Raw genomic sequence first — 26,258 nt, 5'->3', positions numbered from 1 at the left:
AACCTCTTTTTTGTTAACCTACTTATACGCTATGAGAACAGCTATACTCGTGGCGGTACTCTGTAGTTCCATCTCCCAATATGGACAACAACGTACTGTCATTACAGGGCATCTGCAAGAAAAGGGGACAGATTTGCCCGTTCAGAACGCCTCTCTTTTATTGGAGGGCACTTCAAATGAATTTAGTTCAGATCAGAATGGCCATTTCAAGATTGATGTGGAACAAACAGGGGAATATATCCTGCGGGTGTATGCCCAGGATTTTATCGAGAAACGGTTTTCCCTCTATTTGGAAGGAAGCCCTATTGATTTGGGTATCCTTTATCTGGAAAGGGACATTGTCCAGGAAAAAACGGATAACCTGATCACGTTGACGGATGGCGAATTGCTGGATGATGAGGAAACCGTCTCAGGGGCCTTGGGACTTCTGCAATCCACAAGGGATGTTTTTCTGAACCGCGCCGCCTTTGATTTTGGTCAGGCCTTTTTTAAGGTACGGGGCTACGATTCGCAAAACGGGAACGTGCTCATCAATGGCATCCCGATGAACAAGTTTTTTGATGGAAGGCCCCAGTGGAACAACTGGGGCGGGCTCAACGATGTGTTGCGAAACCAAGAATATACCAACACGCTCTCCTTCAATCCCTATACTTTTGGAGGCATTTTGGGCAATACCCATATCGATACCCGGCCTTCTGGGATGAGACCTGGAGTCCGTCTGTCAGCTTCTGCCTCCAACCGCACCTATCGGGGCAGGTTGATGGGCACTTACAGCTCTGGTTTGGGCAAGAATGGCCTGGCCTATACCGTTTCGGCCTCACGCAGATGGGCCAAGGAAGGGTATGTGGATGGCACCCTCTACGATGCCTACTCCTTTTTCGGGGCCTTGGAATACCAATTCAATCCACAGAACAGCATCTCGTTCACCTCCATTTTGGCCAAGAACAGGCGGGGACGCTCCGCAGCACTCACCGAAGAAGTTTTTGAACTGGTGGGCCATCAGTACAATCCCTATTGGGGAGTGCAGGATGGAAAGATCCGAAATTCAAGGGAACGCGACCTTTTTGAACCCCTGTTTTTGCTCAACCATACACTGCAACTGGACAAACTCCAGTGGAACACGGGAGTTGCCTACCAATTCGGGACCCATGCGAGGAGCCGATTGGGTTATTTCAATGCCCCCAACCCCGACCCTACTTACTACCGTTATCTGCCCAGTTACCACATCAACAGTTCCATCGGGGCCGATTTTATCAATGCAAATTTGGCGAAGGAAGCATTTTTGACAGATCCGCAAACGGTTTGGGAACAATTGTACATCGCCAATGGTGAGAATGATGGGAAAGCGGCCTATATCCTTTATGATGATGTGTCGGATGATAGAACGATTACAGCATCCAGCAACTTGAATTATAACCCGAACGATTGTTTTCAACTCAGTTTTGGTGGAAATTTCAAGTCCACGGCATCAGAGAATTATGCGCAGATCACCGATTTGTTGGGGGCGGAATTTTATGAGGATATGGATGCCTTTTCCCAAACCTTGAACGATATGGATGGAAGTCTCCAAAAAATGGAGGGAGATAGGTCCAATTACCACTATAAAATGGATGCTTCTCAACTGGAGACCTTTGCGCAAGGATCATACACCAGCAATAAATTGACGGGTTTTGCCTCAGTTTCCTATGCCAGTTTGAATGCACAGCGAAACGGGCTGTTCAAAAATGAACGTTTTTTGGAAAATTCCTTCGGTCCTGGTGAGAAAGTATCGTTTTCAAGTTTGGGCCTCAAGGGAGGTGTCAGCTATTTTCTGACAGGTAGACATTGGTTCACGGCAAATGGGGCAAAAATGGAAAGACCACCGACTTTGCAGAACAGTTTCATCAACCCCAGGGAAAACAATGAAGTTGTCCCAGCGCTTCAGAAGGAGACCATCACCTCCGTTGACCTGAATTATTTTGTCCGATTGCCCCAATTGACCGGGCGGATAAGTGCCTTCTACACCCGGTTCCAGAACACCACGGACATCAATTTCTTCTTTGTGGACTCAGGACTGGGTTCCGATTTCGTGCAAGAGGTCATTACAGATCTGGACAAACTGCACAAAGGGATTGAATTCGGGTTGCAATACGAACCTTCTTCCAACGTAAAATTGACCGCTGTGGGCAATGTGGGGCAGTATGTGTATGCCAGTAACCCCAACGTGCAGATCAATTTTGACACCGCCGGACCTGAGGAAGACCTGATCGATCCCGAAGGCACCATCGATTTGGGCATTGCTTCCTTAAAAGGGCTGAAACTGGCACAAGGGCCACAAAAGGCCTTTGCTCTGGGGGTGGAGTATCGGTCGCCAAAATATTGGTGGGCCGGGGCCACGGCCAATTATCTGAGCAACAACTACATCGGCATTTCGACCATTACCAGGACCCAAAGTTTTTTGTTGGACCCAGAAACCGGGGAGCCATTTCAGGAAGCCACCCCTGAAAATTTGGAAAAATTGCTAAAGCAACGGAATATGGACGACATCTACCTCCTCAATCTGGTGGGAGGAAAATCGTGGATTGTGGGCAAAAAGTACATCAGTGCCTTTGCAAGTGTGGGCAACCTGTTCGACTCCATATTTAGGACAGGCGGTTATGAACAGAGCCGAAATGGAAATTTTGGGCAATGGCAGCAGGACAACCAGAGCGGTTCGCCATCCTTTGGACCAAAGTATTGGTACAGCTATGGAAGAACCTATTTTTTGAATTTGGCGATAAGCTTTTAATCCATTGACCATGAAGAATATACTTTTTAAACATATATCACTTTTTATTTTTGAATTACACACAATTGTACCAGTGATCAATCCAAATGTCACATCGAGCGCAGTCGAGATGTTTTTGTCTGCCTTTCGACTGCGCTCAAGAGGACAAAAACAAAGCATCGGTACAAACCTCCAGAACCACTGGTACAATTACGGATATACAATTTTTATTTTAATACTGGCCATGTCCTGTGTGGACGGAACAGATTTTGGGACACTGGAAAAAAATTGCAACCCCGACCTGAAGGCCAACATCAGCTTTGCTGGGTTGGACACCCTTTTGAGGGATGAAGTAATCCAGATCCATGAGGACCTCGTGTTGGAAGGCGTTGTCATTTCTTCGGATAGGGCAGGGAATTTTTTCGGGGAAATTCACCTTCAGGACACCCCAACGAATCCGTCCCAAGGGGTGCTGCTCCAAATAGATTTGAGGGATTCCCATCTGTTTTTTCCAGCGAACAGTAAGGTTTTGGTAAAGTTGAAGGGACTTTACTTGGGGAAAACGGGAGGAACGATCAAGTTGGGAAGTGCCTTCACCTCTTTTGGTAATGTGTCCGTGGGCAGGTTGCCCAGCCTGAAGGTCATGGAGCATGTGTTCCGTTCCTGCGAGGAAGTGAGTGTGGAACCGACCCTTACCACCATTTCAGAACTGGATAGCATCCCCATCAACACCTTGGTGCGGTTGGAAGGATTGGAGGTGGTGGACAGGGAGCTTGGGGAAACCTACGCGATTTCAGCAGAGGAAACGGAACGACATCTTCAGGACTGTGGGGAAAATGAACTGGTTTTGCTCAATAGTGGGTACGCCGATTTTCAGGCCGAACCGCTTCCCGAAGGAAATGGAACCGTCACCGGAGTGCTGATCAAGGATGGCAAAACACCTCAATTGGTCATAAGGGATGTGACCGATCTTGAGTTGATATATGAACGTTGTCCCGAAATCATCACCGAATTTACGTCCAACCAAATTTTCATTTCAGAACTCGCCGATCCTGATAATAATGCAGGTGCACGTTTTGTGGAACTCTACAATGCTGCCTCGGAGCCTTTGGATCTGAACCTGTGGACACTTGGGCGATACACCAACGAAAATACGGAGATTAGTTCCACCATTGATCTATCTGGTTTGATCATTGACGCCCATAGTACGCTCGTGATTTCCCCCAATGCCGCGGAATTTGAACTGGTCTATGGCTTTCCCCCAGATCTTGGCGTTTCCACCAACAGCCCGGCAGACTCCAACGGAGATGACAATCTGGAATTGGTGGACCCTTTTGGTACCGTGATCGATGTCTTTGGAAGGATCGGCGAGGATGGTTCCGGCACCGACCACGAGTTTGAGGATGGCCGCGCTGTACGGAACGGCAACATTACCGAAGGAAATGCGGTCTATACCTTCTCGGAATGGAACATCTTTAACGATACCGGTGACGCGGGCACCACCAACCAGCCCCGAAATGCCCCACAGGATTTTACGCCCGGAGTAAGGGATTAGTCGAAGTCTTTAAAAAAGAAAAGCCCCATAAATGGGGCTTTGTTCTTTATCGATGGGCACGCCTTAAAAAGCCTTATACCCAAACTTCTGTCCGCCTACCGAGGCATCGGCCATCAAGCCGGCCTTGGGCAGGGCAAACACGGCCACGCCATCCTTATATTTGGCATTGAAGGCCACCCCTGATTTTAGGGCCACGGCAGAGGTTTCCGCGGCAAATTGGAACTCACCACCCTTAAAGCGTTCCAGGTCCACATCGGTCTCAAAAAAGATGACCTCTATGATGGCCTGTCCACCGGCCTGTAGTCCCACGTTCAGTTTTTTAAGGTCGGCCATGCCCACGGCGGTACCGTCTTCATAGACGACCCCGTTCCCAGAGGCCCCGCCAATGATGAAGCCTCCCTTGCCCACGTTGGGAAAAAGGGCATAACCTGCCGAATTCTCAAAAAAGTCTTCCAGTCCCGGTTGGGCATTCAAAAGGGTCTGCTTCGCCTTTTTCGCATCGTCCATTATTTTTTGGTCCTTTTTGCTCTGGGCCATGACACCAACGCCAAATAGCAGCATCAAAGCCAAGGCTATTGATTTCGCGATTTTCATAATACGTGTGTTTTAGTGTTTTACCAAAGGTAAAAAACGAACCCCTTCCAATTTGGAAAGGGTTTGCCAATTAATGTTAATGAAATTGTATTGTTGGGCCGCCTATTCAGGAAAATCGGCATGGGCCATGACCTCCTCCATTTGCAGCACATGGCGCTCGGTATGGGCAGCAGTGAATATAATGAGTTGCAATGCATCCACTGTACCAAATGGGAAATCGCTGTTGAAGCGGTTTCTAAGGTCGTCATCGGTGGTTTTTACATAATCCATGAGTTCGCTCCGCTTCTCCAAAAAAGCTTGTAATGTTTCCTCGTGGGAACCGAATTTGCCACTGGGCTCAAAAGCTTCGGAGGTTTTCACTTTGTTGCTCCTGTCCGTTACCATGGGCATGATCTGTTCGTCCTTGAATACCAAGGAATCCTTTAGCTCCGGGTTGGGGCCATCGGCCACGGACTTGTGCACCAAATCCCCAAAGGTGGTTTCCAGAATGGCAAGGTGTTCCACTCCTTCTGCAATGGACCAAGAGCCATCACCTGGTTTAAAGTTCAATTGTTCATCGGTAAGGCCGTCCAGAACGTCCAACATATGGTCCCGGGTTTCGGCCAAATGTTGGTTTGCCATCCTGCGCTCTTCCTCTGTAAGCTTTCCCGTATCTGTGCTAAAGCCGAAGAGGACCAACGCCAACATGGGTAGAATCATTTTTTTCATTTCTACAGTGTTTTAGGTTGTTGTGATTGTGTTTTTTGGATCGATCGATGTAATCCAAATATAAAGATATGGTAAATATAGACCCCTAAGAGGGTCAAATGCGCCAAATGGAGAGATTTATTTATCTAAAATGAAAAAATCCATGAAACCACTTGTTGAAATAGGTTTAATCTATGATTTTATAATATTTTAATATGAATTGTCTATGCTGAAAAACAGCATTTTTGTACTTTTAGGGTGGCGAAAAAAATCTAATTAAAACAACATACAATCATGAGTAAAGAACTGGCAAATGGGGCCGATGATGCAAAGTGCCCTTTTTTAAATGGAGAGAAGGGCCCAGTGGCCGGAAGCGGTACACAAAACACACATTGGTGGCCCAACCAACTTAAGTTGGAGCTTTTGAGCCAGCATTCCGAAAAGTCAAATCCGCTTGGAGAAAAATTCAATTACGCTGAAGAGTTTAAAAAACTGGATTACGCAGCACTTAAAAAAGACCTTTTGGATGTCATGACCGATTCAAAGGACTGGTGGCCCGCCGATTTTGGTAGCTATGCCGGTCTGTTTATCCGAATGGCATGGCACAGTGCCGGTACGTACCGTTCTGGAGATGGTCGTGGCGGTGGTGGACGTGGTCAGCAACGATTTGCGCCACTAAACTCCTGGCCGGACAACGTAAGCTTGGACAAAGCCCGTCGTCTGTTATGGCCCATCAAACAAAAATATGGTCAGAAAATATCGTGGGCAGACCTTATGATATTGGCCGGGAACGTAGCCTTGGAATCCACAGGGTTCCGAACCTTTGGTTTTGCCGGAGGTCGTGAGGACGTTTGGGAGCCGGACCAAGATGTGTATTGGGGCAGCGAAACGGAATGGTTGGCCCTGAGCGACACACCCAACAGCCGTTATTCCCATAATAAGGAAGAGCGTGATCTGGAAAATCCATTGGCCGCTGTGCAAATGGGATTGATCTACGTAAATCCGGAAGGACCCGATGGAAACCCCGATCCTGTGGCTGCCGCCCACGACATTCGCGAAACCTTTAAGCGAATGGCCATGGATGATGAGGAAACCGTGGCGCTGATTGCCGGGGGCCATACCATTGGTAAAACCCATGGTAATGGAAATGCCGAGTTGGTAGGTGTTGACCCTGAAGGAGAAGATTTGGCGCTGCAAGGTTTTGGTTGGCTCAACAAGAACGGTACTGGTTTAGGGCCTGATACTTTTACTTCTGGATTGGAAGTGACCTGGACCTCTACACCGGTACGATGGAGCAACGACTTCTTTAAATTCCTATTTAAGTATGAATGGGAATTGACCAAGAGCCCCGCTGGTGCACACCAATGGGTGGCCAAAGATGCGGAGGCCATTATCCCTGACCCATTTGGCGGTCCCAATAGAAAACCGATGATGTTGACCACCGACCTATCGTTGCGTTTTGATCCCGCTTATGAGAAGATTTCACGTAAGTTTTTGGAAAACCCACAAGCTTTCGCCGAGGCATATGCCCGTGCATGGTTCAAATTGACTCACCGTGATATGGGACCACGTTCCCGTTATCTCGGCCCTGAAGTGCCCAAAGAGGAACTTATTTGGCAAGACCCCATTCCAGCTATAGATTATACATTGATTGATGCTTCTGATGTTAAGGCATTGAAAGTCAAAGTATTGGATTCTGGTGTTTCCATTTCTGATTTGGTCTACACCGCATGGTCATCAGCTTCCACCTTCCGTGGAGGGGATAAACGTGGAGGAGCCAATGGGGCACGCATCAACCTAGAGCCCATGAAAAGCTGGGAAGTGAACAAAGGCACCGATAAGACCATTAAGGTTCTTGAAGGAATCAAGGATGAATTCAACGGCAACGCCACCACTGGCGGTAAGAAAGTTTCCTTGGCCGACATGATCGTTCTGGCAGGTAGTGCTGCCGTGGAAAAAGCTGCCAAAGATGGCGGATTTGCAATCGAAGTGCCTTTTGAACCCGGACGTAACGATGCCCGTCAAGATCAAACCGATATTGAGGCCACCAATTATTTGGAGCCTAAATACGACGGTTTCCGTAACTACGTGAAGGATGGGGTAAAAGTGCAAGCTGAACATCTGTTGGTGGACAAAGCCCAATTGCTGACCCTTACCGCTCCCGAAATGACGGCCCTTGTGGGTGGTTTGCGTGTCTTGGGCGCCAACTTTGACGGATCAAGGCACGGTATCCTTACCGATAATGTAGGCGTGTTGAGCAATGACTTCTTCGCGAACCTGCTCGATATGACCACGGAATGGAAAGCGGCCAATGAAGAAAAATCATTGTACGAAGGACGTGACCGCAAGACAGGCGATTTTAAATGGACCGGTACCCGTGTGGACTTGGTGTTCGGCTCCAATTCCATCTTGCGCGCCGTGGCCGAAGTATATGCTTCAGAGGATGGCAAAGCGAAATTTGTGAAGGACTTTGTGGCCGCTTGGACCAAAGTGATGAACCTGGATCGTTTCGATTTGGCCTAATTTGGGCAAATGAATTAAGTCTATAGAAAAAGAAAAGAAACTGCAAAAGACTGCCATGACCGACCAAGGTTGTGGCAGTTTTTTTATAACTTTCAAACTAGTATGAGCAGTACCGAAGATTTTTTCAACCATATCCGAAGCGGCCATGTGGATGCTGTTGAATCCCAATTGCAGACCGCTCCCAAACTCCTGGAGACCCAAGACCAAAGAGGCTCTACCCCGCTCTTGCTGGCAGCCTATTATGGCCACGGGGATGTGGTGCAACTCTTATTGGAAAATGGGGCCAAGGTAGATGCCAAGGACGGCTCAGGCAACACGGCACTCATGGGTGTCTGTTTCAAGGGTTATGTGGACATTGCAAAGCAATTGATCCAAGCCGGGGCCAATGTGAACCACAAAAATGCCATGGGCGCCACCTGTTTGATCTACGCCGTGACCTTCAATAGGGAAGATATGTCAAAGCTACTTTTGGCACATGGGGCCGATGTCTCCATCAAGGATGCCAAAGGAAAATCCGCTTTGGACCATGCCAAGGAACAGGGCATACAGCCATTGGTGAAACTTTTGGAAAACAAGTGATGGCCCGAACCCTTCGCATAGCACTCATACAGTCCCATCTTCATTGGGAAAACCCGGAGAAAAACAGAACAATGTTCGGGGAGAAGATCAATGCCATTTCAGAGGAAGTCGATTTGGTCGTGCTTCCCGAAATGTTCACCAGTGGATTTACCATGGAACCAGGGCAGATTGATTCCTCCGAAGGAAAGCAAACAGTGGAATGGATGCAACGATTGGCCCAACAAAAGAACACGGCCTTAACGGGGAGTATCGTCTTTCAGGAAAATGGAAACTACTTCAACCGACTCTTCTTTGTGGAACCCAACGGAGAATACCATACCTACGATAAAAAGCACACCTTCACCTTGGCAGGAGAGGACAAGGTATATGAAGCAGGGAAACAAAAACTGATCGTGGAGTACAAGGGTTTTAACATTTGCCCGCTGATCTGTTACGACCTTCGCTTTCCGGTCTGGGCCAGAAATGTGGAAGATTATGATGTGCTGATCTATGTGGCCAATTGGCCGAAACCCAGAATAGAGGCATGGGATACGCTGCTCAAGGCCCGTGCCATCGAGAACATGGCTTACTGCATCGGGGTGAACCGAATCGGCCAAGACCATCTACAACATGAATATCCGGGCCATTCGGCCGTCTATGATGTGCTGGGGAAACAAATGGCTTATTCTGGGGGAGAGGAAATCCTATATGCCACATTGGACAAGGAGCACATCGAATCCACCCGAAAAAAACTTCGCTTTTTAGAGGATAGGGACAATTTTAGTTGGAAAGGATAAAATTTTCCTCTTTTTCCCAATTCGCCCGTATCTCGATCAAACCGGGATAGTAACTGATGCGTTCGGGCTGTATTTTGTTGAGGTAGCTTCCCGTGTCCCATTTTCCATTCCCGTTCTCATCAAAAATGACACGGGCCACATAATTGGCCGGCTCAAGGCTGTTGAACTCGAACATTCGAGGTTCGGTGGCTATGATCTCACGCAGGACGTCCCCTTTTTCATTGGTCAACTGTACAATCACCGGATAGGTCACATCACCGCCGAGGTTCATGCGAAGAACGCCATAATCTGTTAGGCTACTGGTGGAGAAACTATAATCCAGCGTATCGTTCTGCATGCCAAAAAAATCGGTGATGGCCCCGGGCAAAAAGGAGAAACGGTACTTTTGGTTGGGCTCCACATCAAAATCAAAATCCACTTTGTTCTCCAAGGTGTCCAGGGTATGGGTATAGGGCAGCGGAATGGAATCGCTTACCATGAGTTCTACCTTGCTGGTATCTACTTCGGTGATGGGCGTATTGACCAGCAGGCTGAACGTGTCTTCCAGATTGAACTTTCCACTGGCATTGGTGGACACTTTCAGGGAATCCAAGGGCAATTTTCGGGTCTTCACAGTGAAGGTGTCTATCATTTTCATCTTGTCATTGGTCACCGTAAAAATGATGGAGTCCAGATCGGTAGGAGTCAGCCAATAGTTCAGGGTGTCCTTGCCCCGCTCCTTTTGGATGGTGGTCCTCACCGAATCGGGCAATGTGGTCAATGGTTCGATTTTCATGTCCATAGGGTCGCCCTGAAAACCAAAGATGATCTTGTTCTTGGCCACATAACTGGGCACGGAAGCCGAATAATCTGGGACTTCCTTGAAAAGGCTCAACACGTAGATGGAGTCCGTGGGGATGGTAATGGTGTCCTCTACAAAACCAATCTTGTCCTGGTTTTGGTTGAACATATTGTTCTTGTTCACATCTTTCAGTGCAACAAGGGCATATTTCCCTGCCTTGAGGTTTTTGAGCTCGAACAGTGGGAGGCTGTCCCCCGTATTCGAAATATACCGCGGCGGACTTTTATAGATGGTCGAATCGGTATAGGTACTGTCCATTTCATAGAGCATCACACTGATGAATTCCTCCGCTTTGCGGTTATAGGCATCTTTTACGGCACCTGAAACGGAGAGGGAATCGATATAATCACCGGTGGAAAAAACATAGGTCAAAAACCGGTTGGGATTGCCCTCGTTGTTGTCCACAATACTCTGTCCAAAGTTGATGGTATAAGTGGTGTTTTCCCGAAGGGTATCCTTTATGGTCAGTTCGATGTACTTGCTCGGAATTCCCTGGGGCATGATCTGTGCCGAGTTTTTAAAAGGAGGGGAAACCACCAGTTGGTTCTGTACATCTTCAAGTTTGATGAGTTCATCAAAATAAAGCCTGATCTTTTTTGCCTTGAAATTGATGCTGAAGTTTTCAGGCTCCGTGCGTACCAGTTTTGGGGGTGTGATGTCCTTGGGCCCACCGCTCGGGGATCCTCTTTTGGCACATTGCCAAAGCGCCAGAACGATGAAGGCGAAGAAAAGAAAGCCCAACACTTTTTTTAAGTACACCATGCCTAAAACCAATGTGGGACAAAGAAACAACTAATTTGAAAACTGGGACAAGGGATTCACAAATTTTAACCCTGTTGCACCACGGCCATGCTCAACAGGGAAACTTCCACCTCTTCGAGTTGCAAAAGGATACTTGCACAGGATTCCATGGTGGAGCCCGTGGTGATCACGTCATCCACCAAGAGCACATGCCTAAAATCGACATTGCAGTCGGGGTTCAGCCGAAAAGCCTCTTTGGAACTTTCCCAGCGAAGGTGCCTATCCTTCTTGGTCTGTGATGTTATGTTCACGCCTTTTATGAGGATGTCGTCCCTGTACTCGGCTTGGATATTGTCCGCTATCTTTTGGGCAAAGAGTGCCACTTGGTTATAGCCCCTTTTTTTCTGTTTTTTGGGGTGCAGTGGCACCGGGACCACGACATCTATCTGTCCGAGGCCGGCATCATTTTGTAGGGTGGAGCCACACCAATCCCCCAAAAAGCTCCCGATCTCTTCTTGGTTTTTGTACTTCAACCAATGGATCAAGTTTTTCACCAATCCATTTTTCGGGAAAAAAATGAACGAAGCAGCCTTTTTTATCGGGATTCTTCCATAAAACATACGGTCTACCACGTTTTCTTCCAGAAAGTTATGATCGGTGAGTGGCACATCATGTCGACAAACTGCACACAAAATGTGTTCTCCCCTAAATAATTGGGCATTACATCCAAAACATGCCCTCGGCAATAGGATGTTGTTAATCTCGTTTATTATCTTAGCCAACCTTTTTGCTGTCAAATCTTATACGCGTTAGAGTAGTCTGTCAACCCATGAACCCCCAAGATAACAATTTCAACTACAAGATTATCTTTGCTGCGCTTGTTGCGGTCATTGTGGGTATTTTGATAGCCTTCTACTACAGCTATGCACAGTCCAAGAACCAAATGTCCTTTTTGGAACAGGAAAAATCCCTTTTGGTGAAGGACCTGACCCTGATGAAGGCCGAAGTGGACCGTTTATCAGGGCTCAACGAAGTGAACGATATAGAGTTGCAAACCTCTAGGTTCCGGGTGCAGCAATTGTTGGACTCCGTGGGCCGATTGAACTTCAGCATCACCAAATTAAAGGAAACCCGAAAGGAACTGCGCAAGTTGGAAATCCGGTTCGATAGCCTAAAGCTCAAGAACAACTTTCTCCGGTACAACAACAGCCTTTTGGCCAGCAGGTATGAAGAGACCCGCAAACAACTCGAGGATTTGAGGGGCAGGGCCAGCAATATGGAGCGGACAGAGTCCCTGCTACGGGAAACCAATAGGGAACTCACCCGCGAGCTGAAGATCAAAAGCTATTTGAAACTACAGGACGCCGAAGGAAGCGGTTTCCGATTGAGGGCAGGCAGACCCATCAAGACCAACAAGGCTTCCACCATTGAAAAATTGCGGGGCTGTGTCACCATTTTGAGCGATGCCAACGAAAAAGGCGACATCAAGGTGCTGTACCTTCAATTTTTAGACCCCAATATGGCCGTCATCGAGGACAATGCCAACACCATTTCTGTGAGTGGGAACACTTATAGCAAGAAAGTGGAGATCGTGTACACCGGAAAAGAAATCAGTATCTGCGACGCCATAACCGTCCCCGAAGCATCATTGGTGGAGGGAATCTATACCTTGAATGTGTTTGAGGATGAAAGATTGCTCGCCTCCACTGAATTTCAGTTGAAATAGCGTATTTCTTTTTGGGTAAAATTCTATTTTTGCCCAATGGCAAATCAGGAAGACATTTTTAAGAAGGTAATCTCCCACGCGAAGGAATACGGGTACGTGTTCCAATCCAGTGAGATTTATGACGGACTCAGCGCAGTGTATGACTACGGGCAGAACGGGGCCGAGCTAAAGAAAAACATTCGCGAATATTGGTGGAAGGCCATGGTGCAGCTCAACGAGAACATCGTGGGCATCGATGCCGCCATTTTCATGCATCCCACCACTTGGAAGGCCTCTGGTCACGTGGATGCCTTCAACGACCCCTTGATCGATAACAAGGATTCCAAAAAAAGATACCGCGCCGACGTTTTGATCGAGGACCATGTCGCCAAGATCGAAGCCAAAATTGAAAAAGAAGTGGCCAAGGCCGAAAAACGCTTTGGTGACAGTTTTGATAAAGAACAATTTTTGTCCACCAACCAGCGTGTCATCGAATATCAGGCCCAGGCCGATACCATCCTGAAACGCATGGCAAGGTCCTTGGAAAAAGAAGATCTTGCTGATGTGAAGGCCTTGATTGAAGAGCTGGAAATCGTTTGTCCCGTTTCCGGTTCCAAGAACTGGACGGATGTAAAACAGTTCAACCTAATGTTCGGGACCAAACTGGGTGCCTCCGCCGATAGCGCTATGGACCTCTATCTTAGGCCAGAGACCGCACAAGGTATCTTTGTCAACTTTTTGAACGTTCAGAAAAGTGGACGTATGAAGATTCCCTTTGGGATTGCCCAAACAGGGAAAGCCTTCCGTAACGAGATCGTGGCCCGTCAGTTCATCTTCCGGATGCGGGAGTTTGAGCAGATGGAGATGCAGTTCTTCATCAAACCGGGTACCCAAATGGAGTGGTACGAGGCTTGGAAGGAAAAACGGATGAAATGGCACCTTTCCTTGGGAATGGGAGCCGATAACTATCGTTTCCATGACCATGAAAAATTGGCCCACTACGCGGATGCCGCTGCCGATATCGAATTCAAATTCCCCTTCGGGTTCAAGGAGTTGGAGGGAATCCACTCCCGCACCGATTTCGATTTGGGCAACCATGAAAAATATTCCGGTAAAAAACTACAATACTTCGACCCAGAACTGAACGAAAGCTACGTGCCCTACGTGTTGGAAACATCCATTGGTCTGGACCGTATGTTCCTGGCCGTGTTCTCCAATTCGTTGCAAGAAGAGGAACTCGACAACGGCACCACTCGTACCGTATTAAAAATTCCTGCTGTGTTGGCGCCCAACAAAGTGGCCGTTCTACCGTTGCTGAAACGGGACAGACTTCCTGAAGTCGCCCAAAAACTGGTGGACGAACTGAAATGGGACTTCAATGTGGATTACGATGAAAAGGATGCCGTGGGCCGTCGTTACCGTCGTCAAGATGCCGCAGGAACGCCCTTCTGTGTCACCGTGGACCATCAAACCTTGGAAGATGACACCGTCACCATCCGCCATCGGGACACCATGGAGCAAAGTCGGGTGAAATTGTCCGAAGTGAAGGTCATCATCTCCAAAGAGGTGGACATGCGCTACTGGTTGCAGAAAATCTAGTTCAAATCAGGGGTTGGTTATCGAAATTCCATTTCCCGTCATGCCAAAGGCATTTCTGGGTGACGGAAATTTACAATGAAGCCCCAAAAAGCCACAAATTAGTAGTAACGTTTTTCAAAATGGAAGGGTATCTTGCCCTTATGTTGAACGAAACCCAAATCACCCAATTGAACGAATGGATCACCGATACCTACGGCACATTCGGAGAACTGGCACATTACCTTGATTTGGCTGTGGAAATGCTCTTTTATGTGGAGCAAGATCTTTTTGGGCAACGGGAATTACAGGAGGTGATTACTGTGTTGTATGGGTTGAGGCGGGTTTTGAGGTGAACGGAACTACCCCTCATGGAAATAAGCTTTTAAGCAACTAGTGACTTTTTTTCTTCAGAATCTCTTTCAGACCACAAAATATAATCAGCGTTTTTTGCTTTTAATGCTTCTAAATATTCACCTTTTATCTCTTTTTCAAGGTCGTTTATAATTGCAATTGCCTTGACCTCTTTTTTTGTTGATTTTTCTCTAACAGGTTTGATGTCTTCCCATGAAAATAGAAAGGTGGGAAGATTGGACTTGTTGATTGTATTAAAAGATTTTATAACAATTTCACTGGTTTTCTTAGCGATTTGGAAGTCAAAATTAAATTCAAGTCCAGTGGTTCCTTTGGAAATAAAATCAGGTGTGTAAATAATATCCAAAGAATCCAAATATGACCTTACGTCTTCTTTAAAGATTGAAGCTATATTATGTTTTGACAAAACATAAAGGTCATTTATTTCAATAATTGCAGAAAGAAAATTATGTTTTGACTGAGAAAAATTGTCAAAATCGCTTTCTATCATTAGTTCATTATCCTTACTTCGAACCCCATAGTTAAGCAAAATGGAGTCTAAAATATCTCTTCTTTTTTTAGAACCTTGTATATGTAAACCTTGAAGTTCCAAATTATTCATGGTTTCACCATTATCACTCAAAATCAAATGATTATTTTCTTTTCTAGCATAAATCTCAATGGTATCATTAAACGCACCAATAAAAGGTGTGTTTATCAGAAACCAATCCGTACTTTCCCCTTTTTGGACAAAAGTTTTTTCTCTTAGCCAATCATAGTATTCGGAAACATGCTTGTTTATCCAGTAGTTCAAAGTAATGCTTGTTGTATTTTGATTTGAGATTTTAGGTTAATTCTCAAAGCAAAGTTAAATATTAAATCGGTTAGGTCAGATTGGTCGGTTATATCCTGTGTTTCAAAATCGGTTTCTGCTAGTGGTATTGCCCATGCTAAAGGTTTATAACCTTCAACATATATGTGCATATGAGGCTCTGTAGGAGTGAACCACTTATCAGCATATTGTCCAAGATTTTCGGGAAGAGTGTCTTTAATCTCAACAGGATTATGATGCCCTCCTCTAAAGTCAATACGTAAAAGACCTATAAAAGAATTACTTTCCAGATGGTGTATAGATGTTTTAAGAATTATTTTTTGATTTGTCGTTATCTCTAACCAAAATTGATAATCTGGATCTTCATGAGAAATCAATTCAAGTCGATTTTTTTTATTTCCTAAATCAATTATCTGTGTAGGATCATTAAGAACCTTTTCAAGGTCTAACAGATATTTTGCTTCTTGATTGGTCAACATATTATGAATTGCTTTCAATCAAATATAAATGATAATATAATCTAAATACATAAAATTAATGGGTACATAACCAGTTAAAATATTGACCAAAAGAATTTTAGATTCAACCTTCCCCCACCATCTCCACCAACTTGTTGATCGTGTTCAGGTTTCTGGCCGTCATGGTCACGCCTGGTAAAGCCTTGCCGATTTTTTCCACCAATTTGGAACGGCCTATGCCCTCTGGCGCGTAGAGGTAAAATACCTTTTCGATTAGGATGTACCGCTCGCTATCGGCTTTTAGGGAATCCAAAAGCGCCTCATCAAAAACCTCAGGTTCCTTGTCCAGAAAAAAATAATGGATGGTCTTCCCTTGGTCGCTTTGATAGGGACAATTGGCCACGGCACCCATGAGTTCGTCCCTATCCAAAACAAAAATGTAGGGCATGAACCCAAACTGCTCCTCTATCAGTTGCCCAATTTTGTCCAGAGGCCTTTGCGGGCTTTCAAAAACCACATTGCCACTTTGGATGTAGGTCCTGACATTGGAAAATCCGTTGGACTCCATCAACTGTTTCAGTTCCTTCATGGGGACACTGTGTTTCCCGCCAACATTGATGCCTCTTAACAGTGCAATCCAAGTTTTCATTTGATGTGTTTTTCTAAAATGGATAAAAAGGAGAAGGTAATCAATTTTACAGACTCTTCAAGAACGTGTCCGTATCCATGATCTGGGCAAATTCATCCTTCAGGTTGGCCAGTTCGGTGTGGTAGATGAGGTCGGCCCCATAAACTTGACCGTTCACGCCCACTTTGTCAAAGGCCGCGGTGGCATCCGATACCAGAACAACAGCAAAACCCATATTGGCCGCCATCCGCACGGAAGTGGAGATACAATGTTCCACGGTAAGCCCAGCGATAACGAGTTCGGAAATGCCCATGGCCCTGAGTTGGGCCTCAAGGTCGGTGCCTATAAAGGCACTGTTCACGTTTTTGGCAAAAATGGGCTCACCGTTGATGGGCTGCACCAATGGGTGTATCGCATTCCCCTTTTTGGAAGGATGCAAAGGGGAATCCGGGTTGGTGGAATCGTGCTTCACATGAAATATGGGCCATTGTTTTTCTCGAAAGGCCAACAAGATTTTCCGGCAATTCTCCTCGGCCACGGGATTATTGCGCTCTGTGCCATAAAAGGCCATTTCCTGTAGCCCAAGTTGGATATCGATGAGAACAAGTGCCGTCATTGGGTAGTCTTTGGACTTAAAATTACGACAAAAGGAACTGCAATCTGATTTTGAAATAGGACCATTGTTAAATTCAATTTTAAGAAGAAGCCTACAATAGCTATTTTTAGGAAAAATTTAAAAGATGAAGATCGTCTCCTACAATGTGAATGGCATCAGGGCCGCACTCAGTAAAGGTTTTGTGGAATGGCTGCAGGCGGTGGACCCGGATGTGGTCTGCCTACAAGAAACCAAGGCCATGGTGGACCAAGTGGACACTGCTGTTTTTGAAGAAGCGGGATACCCACACCATTATTGGTTCAGTGCCCAAAAGAAGGGATATAGCGGGGTGGCCTTACTTTGTAAGGAACGGCCGGACCATGTGGAATATGGTACCGGAATCGATTATATGGATTTTGAAGGACGCAACCTGCGTGTCGATTATGGAGATCTGTCCATCATGAGCATGTATTTGCCCTCGGGGACCAACCTGGCCCGGTTGGACCATAAACTGATGTACATGGCCGATTTTCAAAAATATGCCGATGAACTTCGGAAGGAGCGCCCCAACCTGATCGTGTGCGGGGACTACAACATCTGTCACGAGGCCATCGACATCCACGATCCCGTTCGCAACAAAAATGTTTCTGGCTTTCTGCCCGTGGAGCGGGAATGGATCGGGAGCTTTATCAACAGTGGGTTTATTGACAGTTTCCGACACTTCAACAAAGAGCCCGACAATTATACGTGGTGGAGCTATAGGGCCAATGCAAGGGCCAATAATAAGGGTTGGCGGTTGGACTACGGTATGGTGGCAGAGCCCTTGGAAAATAGGTTGAAACGTTCAGTGATCCTGTCCGAGGCCATGCACAGCGACCATTGTCCCATTTTGTTGGAAGTGGAAAGATAACCTTGACGTAAAGGTCAATGTTTTGGTTTAGTTACCTTTGACCGTCCTAAACTTGATATGATGAAATATACCAGAATCCCACATACCGATATCCGAATAAGCAAAATATGCCTTGGCACCATGACCTGGGGCAGGCAGAACACCGAGGAAGAGGCCTACGAACAGATGGATTATGCCCTGGACCAAGGCGTGAATTTTTTTGACACCGCGGAACTCTACCCCATCCCCGCAAAGAAGGAACTCTATGCGGTGACCGAGGAATTTATCGGGAACTGGCTCAAAAAGACCGGGAACAGGGACAAGGTGGTATTGGGGTCCAAAATTGCGGGAAAAGGACATGCCGCTACGCACATCAGGAATACCGGGTTCAGCAAGGAATCCATCATAAGTGCGGTGGAAGGCAGTTTGCAACGGCTCCAGACGGATTACATCGACCTGTACCAACTGCACTGGCCCGAACGGAACACCAATTATTTTGGGCAAAGGGGATTCAATGCCCATATCATTGATGGTTGGGAGGACAATATCCACCAAGTCCTGGAAACCCTTCGCGACCTGATTGCCGAAGGAAAGATCAGGCACGTGGGCCTTTCCAACGAAACGCCTTGGGGGACCATGCGATTTTTGGAGGAGAGCAAAGTGCACAGGACCCTCCCACGCATGTTGACCATCCAAAATCCCTATAACCTTTTGAACCGTTTGTTCGAGGTGGGGCTTTCCGAAATATCGACCCGTGAAAAAATAGGATTGTTGGCCTATTCGCCTATGGCTTTTGGGGTGCTCAGCGGAAAATATTTGACCGAGATACCACCAAGAAAGGCCAGGGTCACCCTGTTTCCCAATTACAACAGGTACAGTGGGGAAACTGCTACCCAAGCCACGGAGAAATATGCCCAATTGGCCCAAGAACATGGGTTGAGCCTGGCGCAGATGTCGTTGGCCTTTGTGAACACACGACCTTTTCTAACGAGCAACATTATCGGGGCCACCAGCATGGAGCAGCTTCGGGAAAACATCGAGAGTATCGATGTGGACCTTTCGGATGAGGTGTTGGAAGGGATCGAGGCCATCCATAATGCTATTCCGAATCCAGCTCCTTAATTAATCCAAGGCATAGGCACGGTATTCATCACCGGAGGCCGTTCCCATTTTGCCGCCGCCACAGGCAATGACGATGTATTGCTTGCCATCCACTTCATAGGTGATGGGTGTGGCGTATCCTCCTGCGGGCAATTGGTCCTCCCATAGCATTTTACCGGTTTTCATGTGGAAGGCCCGTATTTTTTCATCCTTGGTGGCCGCAATGAACAGCACCCCACCTTTGGTGATTACGGGTCCGCCGTAATTTTCGAGGCCGGAAACAGGCACATGGGGGTCTTCCAGACTTTCCTCATGGCCCAATGGGACTTTCCAAAGATATTCCCCTGTGTTCAGGTCGATGGCATTCAAGGTGCCCCATGGTGGTTTGACCACGGGATAGCCTCTATCATCCTTGAAACGGGCAAAACTGGCCACGGAATAGGGCACATCGATTTTGATTTTTTCTACCCGATGGTCCTTTGCTTCTTCCATATCGGTCAAAAATTCGGTAATAGCATCAATTTCAGCTTCGGAAAGATTGGGCATTCCGGGCATGGCACCCCTTCCTTTTTGAATGATGGCCTTGATGGAATCGGGCTGCAAGCGCAATTTCACCTTTTGAAGTTCAGGAATTCCGGCAAGTCCCTCCAGCGCTCCGCCATGGCAGCGCGCACAGTGGATCTGGGCCAAGGACTGTCCCATGCTCGAACCACCATCTCCACCCACTTCCTTCATTCTGATGATCCAGGCCATTTCATTGCCGTTCACATACATGGTTCCGTTTCGTGGGTCGATGGCGGCACCGCCCCATTCGGCACCTCCGTCTGCTCCCGGATACAAGAGAACCCCAGTAGTGTCCATCGGAACAAATTGCCCATTGGAAGTGATGGATTTGAATTTTTCCAAAACGGTTGGCGCATCATCACTTGTATTGCCTTTCACTAAATCATCCACAAAAGCTTTTTCGTTGGGGGCATACAACTCATTTTCGGTTAAAATTTGACGTGCGAAGGGTTCGGGTTTCAAGGGAAGCGGTTGTGTGGGATAGGCTTTTTCACCAATGAGTTTGGAACTTGGATAGGCTTTTTCCTCAATGGGAAACAATGGCTCTCCAGTTTCCCGATTGAACACAAAAACGTGTCCACTTTTGGTCACTTGTGCCACGGCAGGAATGGTTTTTCCGTCTCTTTTCACTTCCAATAAGTTGGGCGGGGCTGGTGGGTCGCGGTCCCAAATGTCGTGGTGCACCATTTGAAAATGCCAGATACGCTCCCCGGTTTTGGCATTGAGAGCCAAAAGGGAATTGGCAAACAAATTTGCCCCTTCCCGATCTCCTCCGTACCAATCAAAGGCGGCCGAACCCGTAGGAATATAAACGATGCCCCTTTCGTTGTCCAAGGCCATCCCGGGCCAATTATTGGCACCCCCGACCGTTTTGTAGGCTTCGGCAGGCCAAGTATCGTGCCCGAATTCGCCGGGTTGTGGAATGGTGTGGAAGGTCCAGACAATTTTTCCCGTGAGCACATCGTAGGCCCGAATATGCCCAGGGGAAGCACCAGGCCCTTCCCCAACCCGGGTGCCCTGGATCAATATATTTTCAAAAATAGCTCCAGGGGTATTGGAAACCACGGATTGTTTTTTGGGATCCCGGCCCAAACCTTCCCGCAGGTCGATACTGCCATTATTTCCAAAGGAAGGAACCGGTTTCCCAGTTTCAATGTCGATGGCATAGAGTCGGGGTCCTGAAGTGAAAAAGATTCGGCTGGGGCCATCGCCGTTCGATTTCCAATAATTCAACCCTCGGTTCATGCCCAATCCCGAATCGTCTTTGGTAACGGGTTTGAATTTCCAGATTTCCTTGCCCGTAGCGGCATCGATGGCAAAGAGTTCAATGGCGGCATTTACCCCATAAAGCACATTGCCGATCATCAACGGGCTGGTCTGGATTTGGGTGGTCCTTCCTTCTTGAAGCCCACCACTTTTATAGCTCCAGGCCAATTTTAATTGGCCAACGTTGGCGGTATCGATTTGGTCGAGATTGGAGTAGTGGGTGCGCTCGGGATCACCTAAATAATGCTCCCAAGTAGTAAAATAGTCTTTGTCGGAAGAAGTGGTTTTTTCATTGGAACAGGAGGCCAATACGGCAACCCACAGGAAAAGTAAAAGTCGTTTCATGTGCAATGGAAGGTTTCCTAAATATAGGTTTTAAAAAAGGAAGGAGATAAAAAATGGACTAAAAAAGGAAGTGCACCACATCCTCGATTTTGGAAACCTTGCGGATTTGGATGCCCGTGTTCTTCAGACCGATTTTGTTGTTTTTGGAAACAAAAATGGTGGAGAAACCCAGTTTTTCAGCTTCCAAAATGCGTTGGTCCACCCGCTGTACGGGACGGATTTCCCCGGCAAGACCTACTTCCGCAGCAAAACAGATGCCTTTTTCAATCGATATGTCCGCATTGCTGGACAAAATAGCGGCCATAACGGCAAGGTCGATGGCAGGGTCATCCACCGAAATGCCCCCGGTGATGTTCAAAAAGACATCTTTGGCGGCCAATTTAAATCCTGCCCGTTTTTCAAGAACGGCCAAGAGCATGTTCAATCGTTTGGCATTGAACCCGGTTGCGGAACGCTGCGGTGTGCCATAAACCGCAGTGCTTACCAAGGCTTGGATTTCTATCAATAACGGGCGCATGCCTTCCACCGTAGCGGCAATGGCAGTACCGCTGAGGTCATCCTCATTTTTGGAGATCAATACTTCGGATGGATTGTTCACTTCCCGCAACCCACTGCCCTGCATTTCGTAAATACCCAATTCGGCAGTGGAACCAAAGCGGTTTTTTAGCGAACGAAGGATTCTGTAAACGTAGTTGCGGTCACCTTCAAATTGAAGTACCGTATCCACCATATGTTCCAATATCTTTGGTCCGGCTATGGTGCCATCTTTGGTGATATGGCCCACCAAAATCACGGGAGTATGGCTTTCCTTGGCAAATTTGATGAGTTCCGCGGCACATTCACGGATCTGTGAAATGCTTCCAGCAGCCGATTCGATATAATCGGTGTGCAGGGTCTGGATGGAATCGATGACCACCAGATCGGGCTCCAAGGCAGCTATCTGCTGAAAGATGTTCTGGGTCTTGGTCTCGGTGAGGATATAGCAATTGTCACTATTGGGCAGGATCCGGTCAGCCCGCATCTTGATCTGCCGTTGACTTTCCTCGCCCGAAACATATAATGTTTTATAGGGCAGTTTTAGGGCAATCTGAAGCAACAGGGTACTTTTTCCAATCCCAGGCTCCCCTCCCAGCAAAGTCAGGGAACCGGGAACCAATCCGCCGCCCAGAACGCGGTTGAACTCTTGGTCCAAGGTGTCCAGTCGAAGCTCTTTCTCATGGGTGATCTCAGAAACGCGAAGGGGTTTGCTGGCCTGTTTGACCGAGGTCGTGTCCGTTTTCCAACTCCTTTTTTCTTCCTTTTGGACCACTTCTTCCACAACGGTGTTCCATTCCTTGCAGGAGGAACATTGGCCTACCCATTTGGCATATTGGGTGCCGCAGTTTTGGCAAAAAAAAGCAGTTTTCGTCTTGGCCATTCCTTTCTTTGGGTGAAGGCCTAAAGATATGGATTTAGATGGAGGATCGGACTATCGGATTTTTGGATTTCTCGATTTATGGACCAATTTTTCCAGCAATCCCATTCTCCCAGATTCTATGGCTCAATACCCAAAATCTGCTTTCAGCGCATCGATTTTTTCCAAGGCCATATCCTTGGTCAAAAAGTCGATCTCCTGCATCTGGAATGCTTTTTCAAACGTTTTGAACGCTTTTTTAGGTTCCCCGATCTCTTCGTAATATTCTCCCTCAAAATAGAAGCCCATCATGGTATCGGGAAATTCCTTTTTACAGAGGTCCGACAAAGGTTTCAGCGATTCGTAATCCTCCTTCTTTCGGCAGGCGGCATAGATGGCCATGATGTCGTTGAGCTCCACATGTTTTTGGAAGCCGAACAGTTTTTCTATGGTGCCGTAGCGGTTTTCCAGATAGTTGAAAACAGGTTCTTCGGAGGTCAATATCTCCGATTTGTACTCGGCAGGGCTGATGGGCCTGAATATTTTGAAGACATTGTCAAATGCCTTGCCGATTCCGTAGGCCGCGATGGACGAATGGTCGGCATTTTCATATTCATCAAAGAAATAGTGCAGGTTTTCCTTGGTGATGGAGTTGATGCTGTGGTTCATCTGAAGGATACGTTGCCTATCGTCCGAAGGTTCTTTCTCGACAATCAGGTTATAAAAAATCACTTGCTCCAGTGCCGAAAGGCGTTCAGGGACCCGGTTTTCCATTTCAGTGGCCAAGGTGGGCGATATGCTCACATAGGAATTGAAGAGCGAACGGTCCTTGAACAGGTAATAATTTCCAAAATTGGCGGTGATGTCATACCCCACGAACATTTTGAAAGGGGCAATGTTATAGCTGGTTTCCAAATAGGGGATGAGCTCCGTGCCCAAAAACTCATAGAACATCTTACCCTTGTCGGAGGGCAGTCCCGAGATTTCCTCATGGGCGCAGTCTTCCAACCGGATATCGTTCTCGGCCTGGCCCACACCCACCACAATGACCTGGGGCATACGGTCCAAACGGCTTTGGAACTTGGCATTGGCCACCACAAGGTCAAAAAGGTACTCGGCATCCAGAACGACCAGCAATGGATATTTTTTTTCTTCGGAATAGTCCTCTGGAAAATAATAGGAGACGTTCCTTCTTTCCTGTAGTTTGAAGGATTCAAAGATCTCTTGTTTGACCTGGGCGCCAAGATTGAAGCACACCAAGCCCAACAATAGGAATTGTAGTTTTTTGTTCATGGGTTAAGTTTTGCGCGGCTGGGGTTACCGATTTCTATTCAATAACGGCAATACGATGAAGGATATTGTACCGAAAACGACCACCATGAGGGTCTGCGCGATCCACATGATCCACCCAAAGGCATCCCCGGAAACGGAGCTGATGCCAAAGATGCCCAAGGCTGCGCTCACGGCAATGGGATAGAGCCCGATTCCGCCGTTGGTGGTGGACATGGCAAAGGCACCGGCGACGAAGGCGACCATAAGTTCACTCAGGGAAAGGGACGTGGTCTCGGCCACGGTATGTTTTATCACCCAGAACATGCCCACATAGGCGACCCATATGAAGAGGGTATGGAAAATGAACGGCCACTTTTTCTTCATTTTGAAAAGGCTGAGCACTCCGTCCAAAAGTCCGTTCAGGAAGGTTTTCAGTTTGTTGGCAAAGGGAGATTTGGATTTTCGGATGATGTAGGTGGCCAAAAAAAGACCGACTATCCCCACCAACAAAATACCGATGGCACCCATGATGTTCACCCCTTTTTCGTCCAAAAATGCCAGGATGATATCCGTCTGCAACACCAAGGTCACCATGACGATGAGCAAGAGCATCAACAAATCGATGACCCTTTCAGTGACGATGGTGCCAAATCCTCTTTCAAAAGGCACTTTTTCATAGGTGGTCAGTGCTGTGGCCCTTAGGATTTCGCCGGAACGAGGTATCCCCAAATTGGCAAAATAGGAGATAAGGACAATCAGGATGCTGTTCAGCGTCTTTGGTCTGTAACCCAAGGGTTCCAAAAGGTATTTCCATCGGATGGCCCTCGAGATATGGCTCAGGATGGCCATGACCACCGAGAGGGTGACCCAAAATGGGCTGGCGTTGGAAATGTAATGGATGATCTGTTTGCGTTCTTCGGGTGTGGTGGAATTGTAGGAATACCACACCAAAAAGAGCCCAAAGGCGATAGGGACACCTATTTTGAGAAATTTTTTCAGGGAGCTGCCCAAAATTAGTTGAGTAGATTGGTGGCCTCGTTCGGGAAGACCAACGCCGGGTTGAACGCCTTGGCTTCCTCAATGTCCATCCAGGCGTAGGTGATGAGGATGAGTACGTCGCCCACGGCCACTTTCCGGGCTGCGGCACCGTTCAGGGTGAGTTCGCCAGACCCCCTAGGTCCGGGGATGGCGTAGGTCTCCAGCCGTTCACCATTGTTGTTGTTGACGATTTGCACTTTTTCGCCCCTGATGATGTTGGCTGCGTCCATAAGGTCCTCGTCAATGGTGATGCTGCCTATGTAGTTTAGGTCGGCCCCGGTGACTTTCACCCTATGGATTTTTGATTTTACAACTTCTACTTGCATGGTGCAAAATTATCAATTCAATCTTAGATTATCAATTAAGCGTACGCCATCGGCATAAACGGCAATGAATGCCCTATATTTTTGGCCATCCTGTTTTTTCAGCATGGGGGTCAGCGTGTCCTCATCGGCTATCTCAAAATACTCCAAGCTGAACACGGGATTTTCCTCAAATTCGGCTTTTACCCAATGCCGTATGCTACTTGCACTTTCCGTGCCAAATTTTAATCTGGCGGCCAGTAGCGTTTTATGGATGAACCCCGCTTCTTCCTTGGTCGTTTGGGAGAGGCGTTCATTACGGGAACTCATGGCCAGTCCGTTGGGTTCCCTTTCTATAGGACAACCAATGATGACATAGGGCAGTTTTTTGATCTTGACCATTTTACGGATGATCTGTAGCTGCTGGAAATCCTTTTCGCCAAAATAGGCCTTATCGGGGGAAACTGTTCTCAACAAAAGCTCCACAATGGTGCCGACACCGTTGAAATGTCCAGCCCGGAACTCACCTTCCATTACCTTGTCCAATCCATCAAAATTATAGGATTGTGATTTGACGGAGCTGCCATAGATCTCATCAATGGATGGGGCGAAGATGACAATTTGATCGGATTCCCTTTGCAAAAGCTCCACATCCCTTTCCAAACTTCTGGGATATTTTTCCAAATCGTCCTTTTTGTCAAATTGGGTGGGGTTCACAAAAATGCTGACCACTACCAAACCATTCTCGGAAAGCGCCTTTTTTACCAAGGAAACATGCCCTGTGTGAAGTGCTCCCATAGTGGGCACGAGGCCGATGGAGATGTTTTTTCTTCTCTCGTCCTGTAAGAAGGAAACAAGTTCCTTTTTGCGGTCGAATATGTGCATAGCGACATTCAAGA

At 47.2% G+C, this 26,258-nt stretch carries 24 protein-coding genes; 10 read left to right on the top strand and 14 right to left on the bottom strand.

The genetic code is table 11. The features are described 5' to 3' along the window. The first annotated feature begins 31 nt into the window (after window positions 1-31). Window positions 32-2,767 carry a TonB-dependent receptor gene (locus SD450_RS05855; protein WP_318343699.1) on the top strand — a complete coding sequence of 912 codons (2,736 nt, stop codon included), beginning with the start codon at window positions 32-34 and terminating at the stop codon, window positions 2,765-2,767. A 73-nt stretch (window positions 2,768-2,840) separates the two neighbouring features. Next, a complete protein-coding gene (locus SD450_RS05850) occupies window positions 2,841-4,301 on the top strand; it encodes a DUF5689 domain-containing protein (RefSeq protein WP_318343698.1) in 1,461 nt (486 codons plus the stop codon). A 63-nt stretch (window positions 4,302-4,364) separates the two neighbouring features. Here SD450_RS05850 and SD450_RS05845 read toward each other — a convergent pair whose 3' ends face one another. Next, on the bottom strand, window positions 4,365-4,895 hold the full coding sequence (locus SD450_RS05845; RefSeq protein ID WP_318343697.1) for a lipid-binding SYLF domain-containing protein: 531 nt from the start codon (window positions 4,893-4,895) through the stop codon (window positions 4,365-4,367). 102 nt (window positions 4,896-4,997) lie between these two features. Continuing rightward, the gene (locus tag SD450_RS05840) at window positions 4,998-5,603 is read right to left on the bottom strand and encodes a DinB family protein (protein WP_318343696.1); all 606 of its coding nucleotides are present in this window, start codon (window positions 5,601-5,603) and stop codon (window positions 4,998-5,000) included. Between the two features lie 273 nt (window positions 5,604-5,876). Between SD450_RS05840 and katG the strand changes: the two genes are divergently transcribed. From katG to SD450_RS05825, 3 genes are all read left to right on the top strand, one after another. Next, on the top strand, window positions 5,877-8,105 hold the full coding sequence (katG, locus tag SD450_RS05835; protein WP_318343695.1) for a catalase/peroxidase HPI: 2,229 nt from the start codon (window positions 5,877-5,879) through the stop codon (window positions 8,103-8,105). 102 nt (window positions 8,106-8,207) lie between these two features. Further along, window positions 8,208-8,684, top strand: a complete 477-nt coding sequence (locus SD450_RS05830) for an ankyrin repeat domain-containing protein (protein WP_318343694.1) — start codon at window positions 8,208-8,210, stop codon at window positions 8,682-8,684. After that, complete coding sequence (locus SD450_RS05825) at window positions 8,684-9,460, top strand: amidohydrolase (protein WP_318343693.1); 777 nt, start codon at window positions 8,684-8,686, stop codon at window positions 9,458-9,460. Before SD450_RS05830 ends, SD450_RS05825 begins: the two co-directional genes overlap by 1 nt. Here the strand turns inward: SD450_RS05825 and SD450_RS05820 are convergent. After that, window positions 9,444-11,063 carry an Ig-like domain-containing protein gene (locus SD450_RS05820; protein ID WP_318343692.1) on the bottom strand — a complete coding sequence of 540 codons (1,620 nt, stop codon included), beginning with the start codon at window positions 11,061-11,063 and terminating at the stop codon, window positions 9,444-9,446. The two genes, SD450_RS05825 and SD450_RS05820, sit on opposite strands and share 17 nt — an antisense overlap. Window positions 11,064-11,128: 65 nt before the next feature. Continuing rightward, the gene (locus tag SD450_RS05815; protein WP_318343691.1) at window positions 11,129-11,662 is read right to left on the bottom strand and encodes a ComF family protein; all 534 of its coding nucleotides are present in this window, start codon (window positions 11,660-11,662) and stop codon (window positions 11,129-11,131) included. Between the two features lie 209 nt (window positions 11,663-11,871). On the opposite strand from SD450_RS05815, the gene SD450_RS05810 reads away from it, so the two are divergent. The 3 genes from SD450_RS05810 (at window position 11,872) to SD450_RS05800 (ending at window position 14,678) form a co-directional block, all read left to right on the top strand. Beyond that, window positions 11,872-12,768, top strand: a complete 897-nt coding sequence (locus SD450_RS05810) for a hypothetical protein (protein ID WP_072876105.1) — start codon at window positions 11,872-11,874, stop codon at window positions 12,766-12,768. Between the two features lie 36 nt (window positions 12,769-12,804). Continuing rightward, the gene (locus tag SD450_RS05805) at window positions 12,805-14,346 is read left to right on the top strand and encodes a glycine--tRNA ligase (protein ID WP_318343690.1); all 1,542 of its coding nucleotides are present in this window, start codon (window positions 12,805-12,807) and stop codon (window positions 14,344-14,346) included. Window positions 14,347-14,465: 119 nt separating this feature from the next. Next, window positions 14,466-14,678 (top strand): hypothetical protein, encoded by a 213-nt coding sequence (locus tag SD450_RS05800; protein ID WP_318343689.1) that lies wholly within the window; start codon window positions 14,466-14,468, stop codon window positions 14,676-14,678. 29 nt (window positions 14,679-14,707) lie between these two features. Here the strand turns inward: SD450_RS05800 and SD450_RS05795 are convergent, their stop codons facing one another. The 4 genes from SD450_RS05795 to SD450_RS05780 all read right to left on the bottom strand — a co-directional run bounded on the left by SD450_RS05795 (window position 14,708) and on the right by SD450_RS05780 (window position 17,210). Then, a complete protein-coding gene (locus SD450_RS05795; protein WP_318343688.1) occupies window positions 14,708-15,490 on the bottom strand; it encodes a DUF1828 domain-containing protein in 783 nt (260 codons plus the stop codon). Next, window positions 15,487-16,005, bottom strand: a complete 519-nt coding sequence (locus tag SD450_RS05790; protein ID WP_318343687.1) for a DUF6978 family protein — start codon at window positions 16,003-16,005, stop codon at window positions 15,487-15,489. The genes SD450_RS05795 and SD450_RS05790 overlap by 4 nt, the downstream gene beginning before the upstream one ends. Before the next feature lie 85 nt (window positions 16,006-16,090). Then, the gene (locus SD450_RS05785) at window positions 16,091-16,615 is read right to left on the bottom strand and encodes a DUF1697 domain-containing protein (protein WP_318343686.1); all 525 of its coding nucleotides are present in this window, start codon (window positions 16,613-16,615) and stop codon (window positions 16,091-16,093) included. Window positions 16,616-16,661: 46 nt separating this feature from the next. Then, the gene (locus SD450_RS05780; protein ID WP_318343685.1) at window positions 16,662-17,210 is read right to left on the bottom strand and encodes a cysteine hydrolase family protein; all 549 of its coding nucleotides are present in this window, start codon (window positions 17,208-17,210) and stop codon (window positions 16,662-16,664) included. Window positions 17,211-17,334: 124 nt separating this feature from the next. Between SD450_RS05780 and SD450_RS05775 the strand changes: the two genes are divergently transcribed. Together SD450_RS05775 and SD450_RS05770 are read left to right on the top strand one after the other, a co-directional pair. After that, the gene (locus SD450_RS05775) at window positions 17,335-18,099 is read left to right on the top strand and encodes an exodeoxyribonuclease III (protein WP_318343684.1); all 765 of its coding nucleotides are present in this window, start codon (window positions 17,335-17,337) and stop codon (window positions 18,097-18,099) included. 60 nt (window positions 18,100-18,159) lie between these two features. Further along, window positions 18,160-19,200 carry an aldo/keto reductase gene (locus SD450_RS05770; RefSeq protein ID WP_318343858.1) on the top strand — a complete coding sequence of 347 codons (1,041 nt, stop codon included), beginning with the start codon at window positions 18,160-18,162 and terminating at the stop codon, window positions 19,198-19,200. Here the strand turns inward: SD450_RS05770 and SD450_RS05765 are convergent, their stop codons facing one another. From SD450_RS05765 to panC, 6 genes are all read right to left on the bottom strand, one after another. Further along, window positions 19,201-21,354 (bottom strand): outer membrane protein assembly factor BamB family protein, encoded by a 2,154-nt coding sequence (locus SD450_RS05765; protein WP_318343683.1) that lies wholly within the window; start codon window positions 21,352-21,354, stop codon window positions 19,201-19,203. 58 nt (window positions 21,355-21,412) lie between these two features. Then, a complete protein-coding gene (gene radA, locus SD450_RS05760; RefSeq protein ID WP_318343682.1) occupies window positions 21,413-22,771 on the bottom strand; it encodes a DNA repair protein RadA in 1,359 nt (452 codons plus the stop codon). A 123-nt stretch (window positions 22,772-22,894) separates the two neighbouring features. Then, window positions 22,895-24,040: an alpha/beta hydrolase gene (locus SD450_RS05755; protein WP_318343681.1), complete on the bottom strand. Its 1,146-nt coding sequence runs from the start codon at window positions 24,038-24,040 to the stop codon at window positions 22,895-22,897. Between the two features lie 24 nt (window positions 24,041-24,064). After that, the gene (locus tag SD450_RS05750) at window positions 24,065-25,030 is read right to left on the bottom strand and encodes a lysylphosphatidylglycerol synthase transmembrane domain-containing protein (RefSeq protein ID WP_318343680.1); all 966 of its coding nucleotides are present in this window, start codon (window positions 25,028-25,030) and stop codon (window positions 24,065-24,067) included. A gap of 2 nt (window positions 25,031-25,032) precedes the next feature. After that, entirely contained in the window at window positions 25,033-25,383 is a 351-nt protein-coding gene (gene panD, locus SD450_RS05745; RefSeq protein WP_072876081.1) for an aspartate 1-decarboxylase, read from the bottom strand. A 12-nt stretch (window positions 25,384-25,395) separates the two neighbouring features. Beyond that, the gene (gene panC, locus SD450_RS05740) at window positions 25,396-26,244 is read right to left on the bottom strand and encodes a pantoate--beta-alanine ligase (RefSeq protein ID WP_318343679.1); all 849 of its coding nucleotides are present in this window, start codon (window positions 26,242-26,244) and stop codon (window positions 25,396-25,398) included. Window positions 26,245-26,258: the final 14 nt, after the last annotated feature.

Source organism: Flagellimonas baculiformis (assembly GCF_033441575.1).
GTDB lineage: Bacteria > Bacteroidota > Bacteroidia > Flavobacteriales > Flavobacteriaceae > Flagellimonas > Flagellimonas baculiformis.
This window is presented reverse-complemented; position numbering and strand designations above follow the sequence as displayed.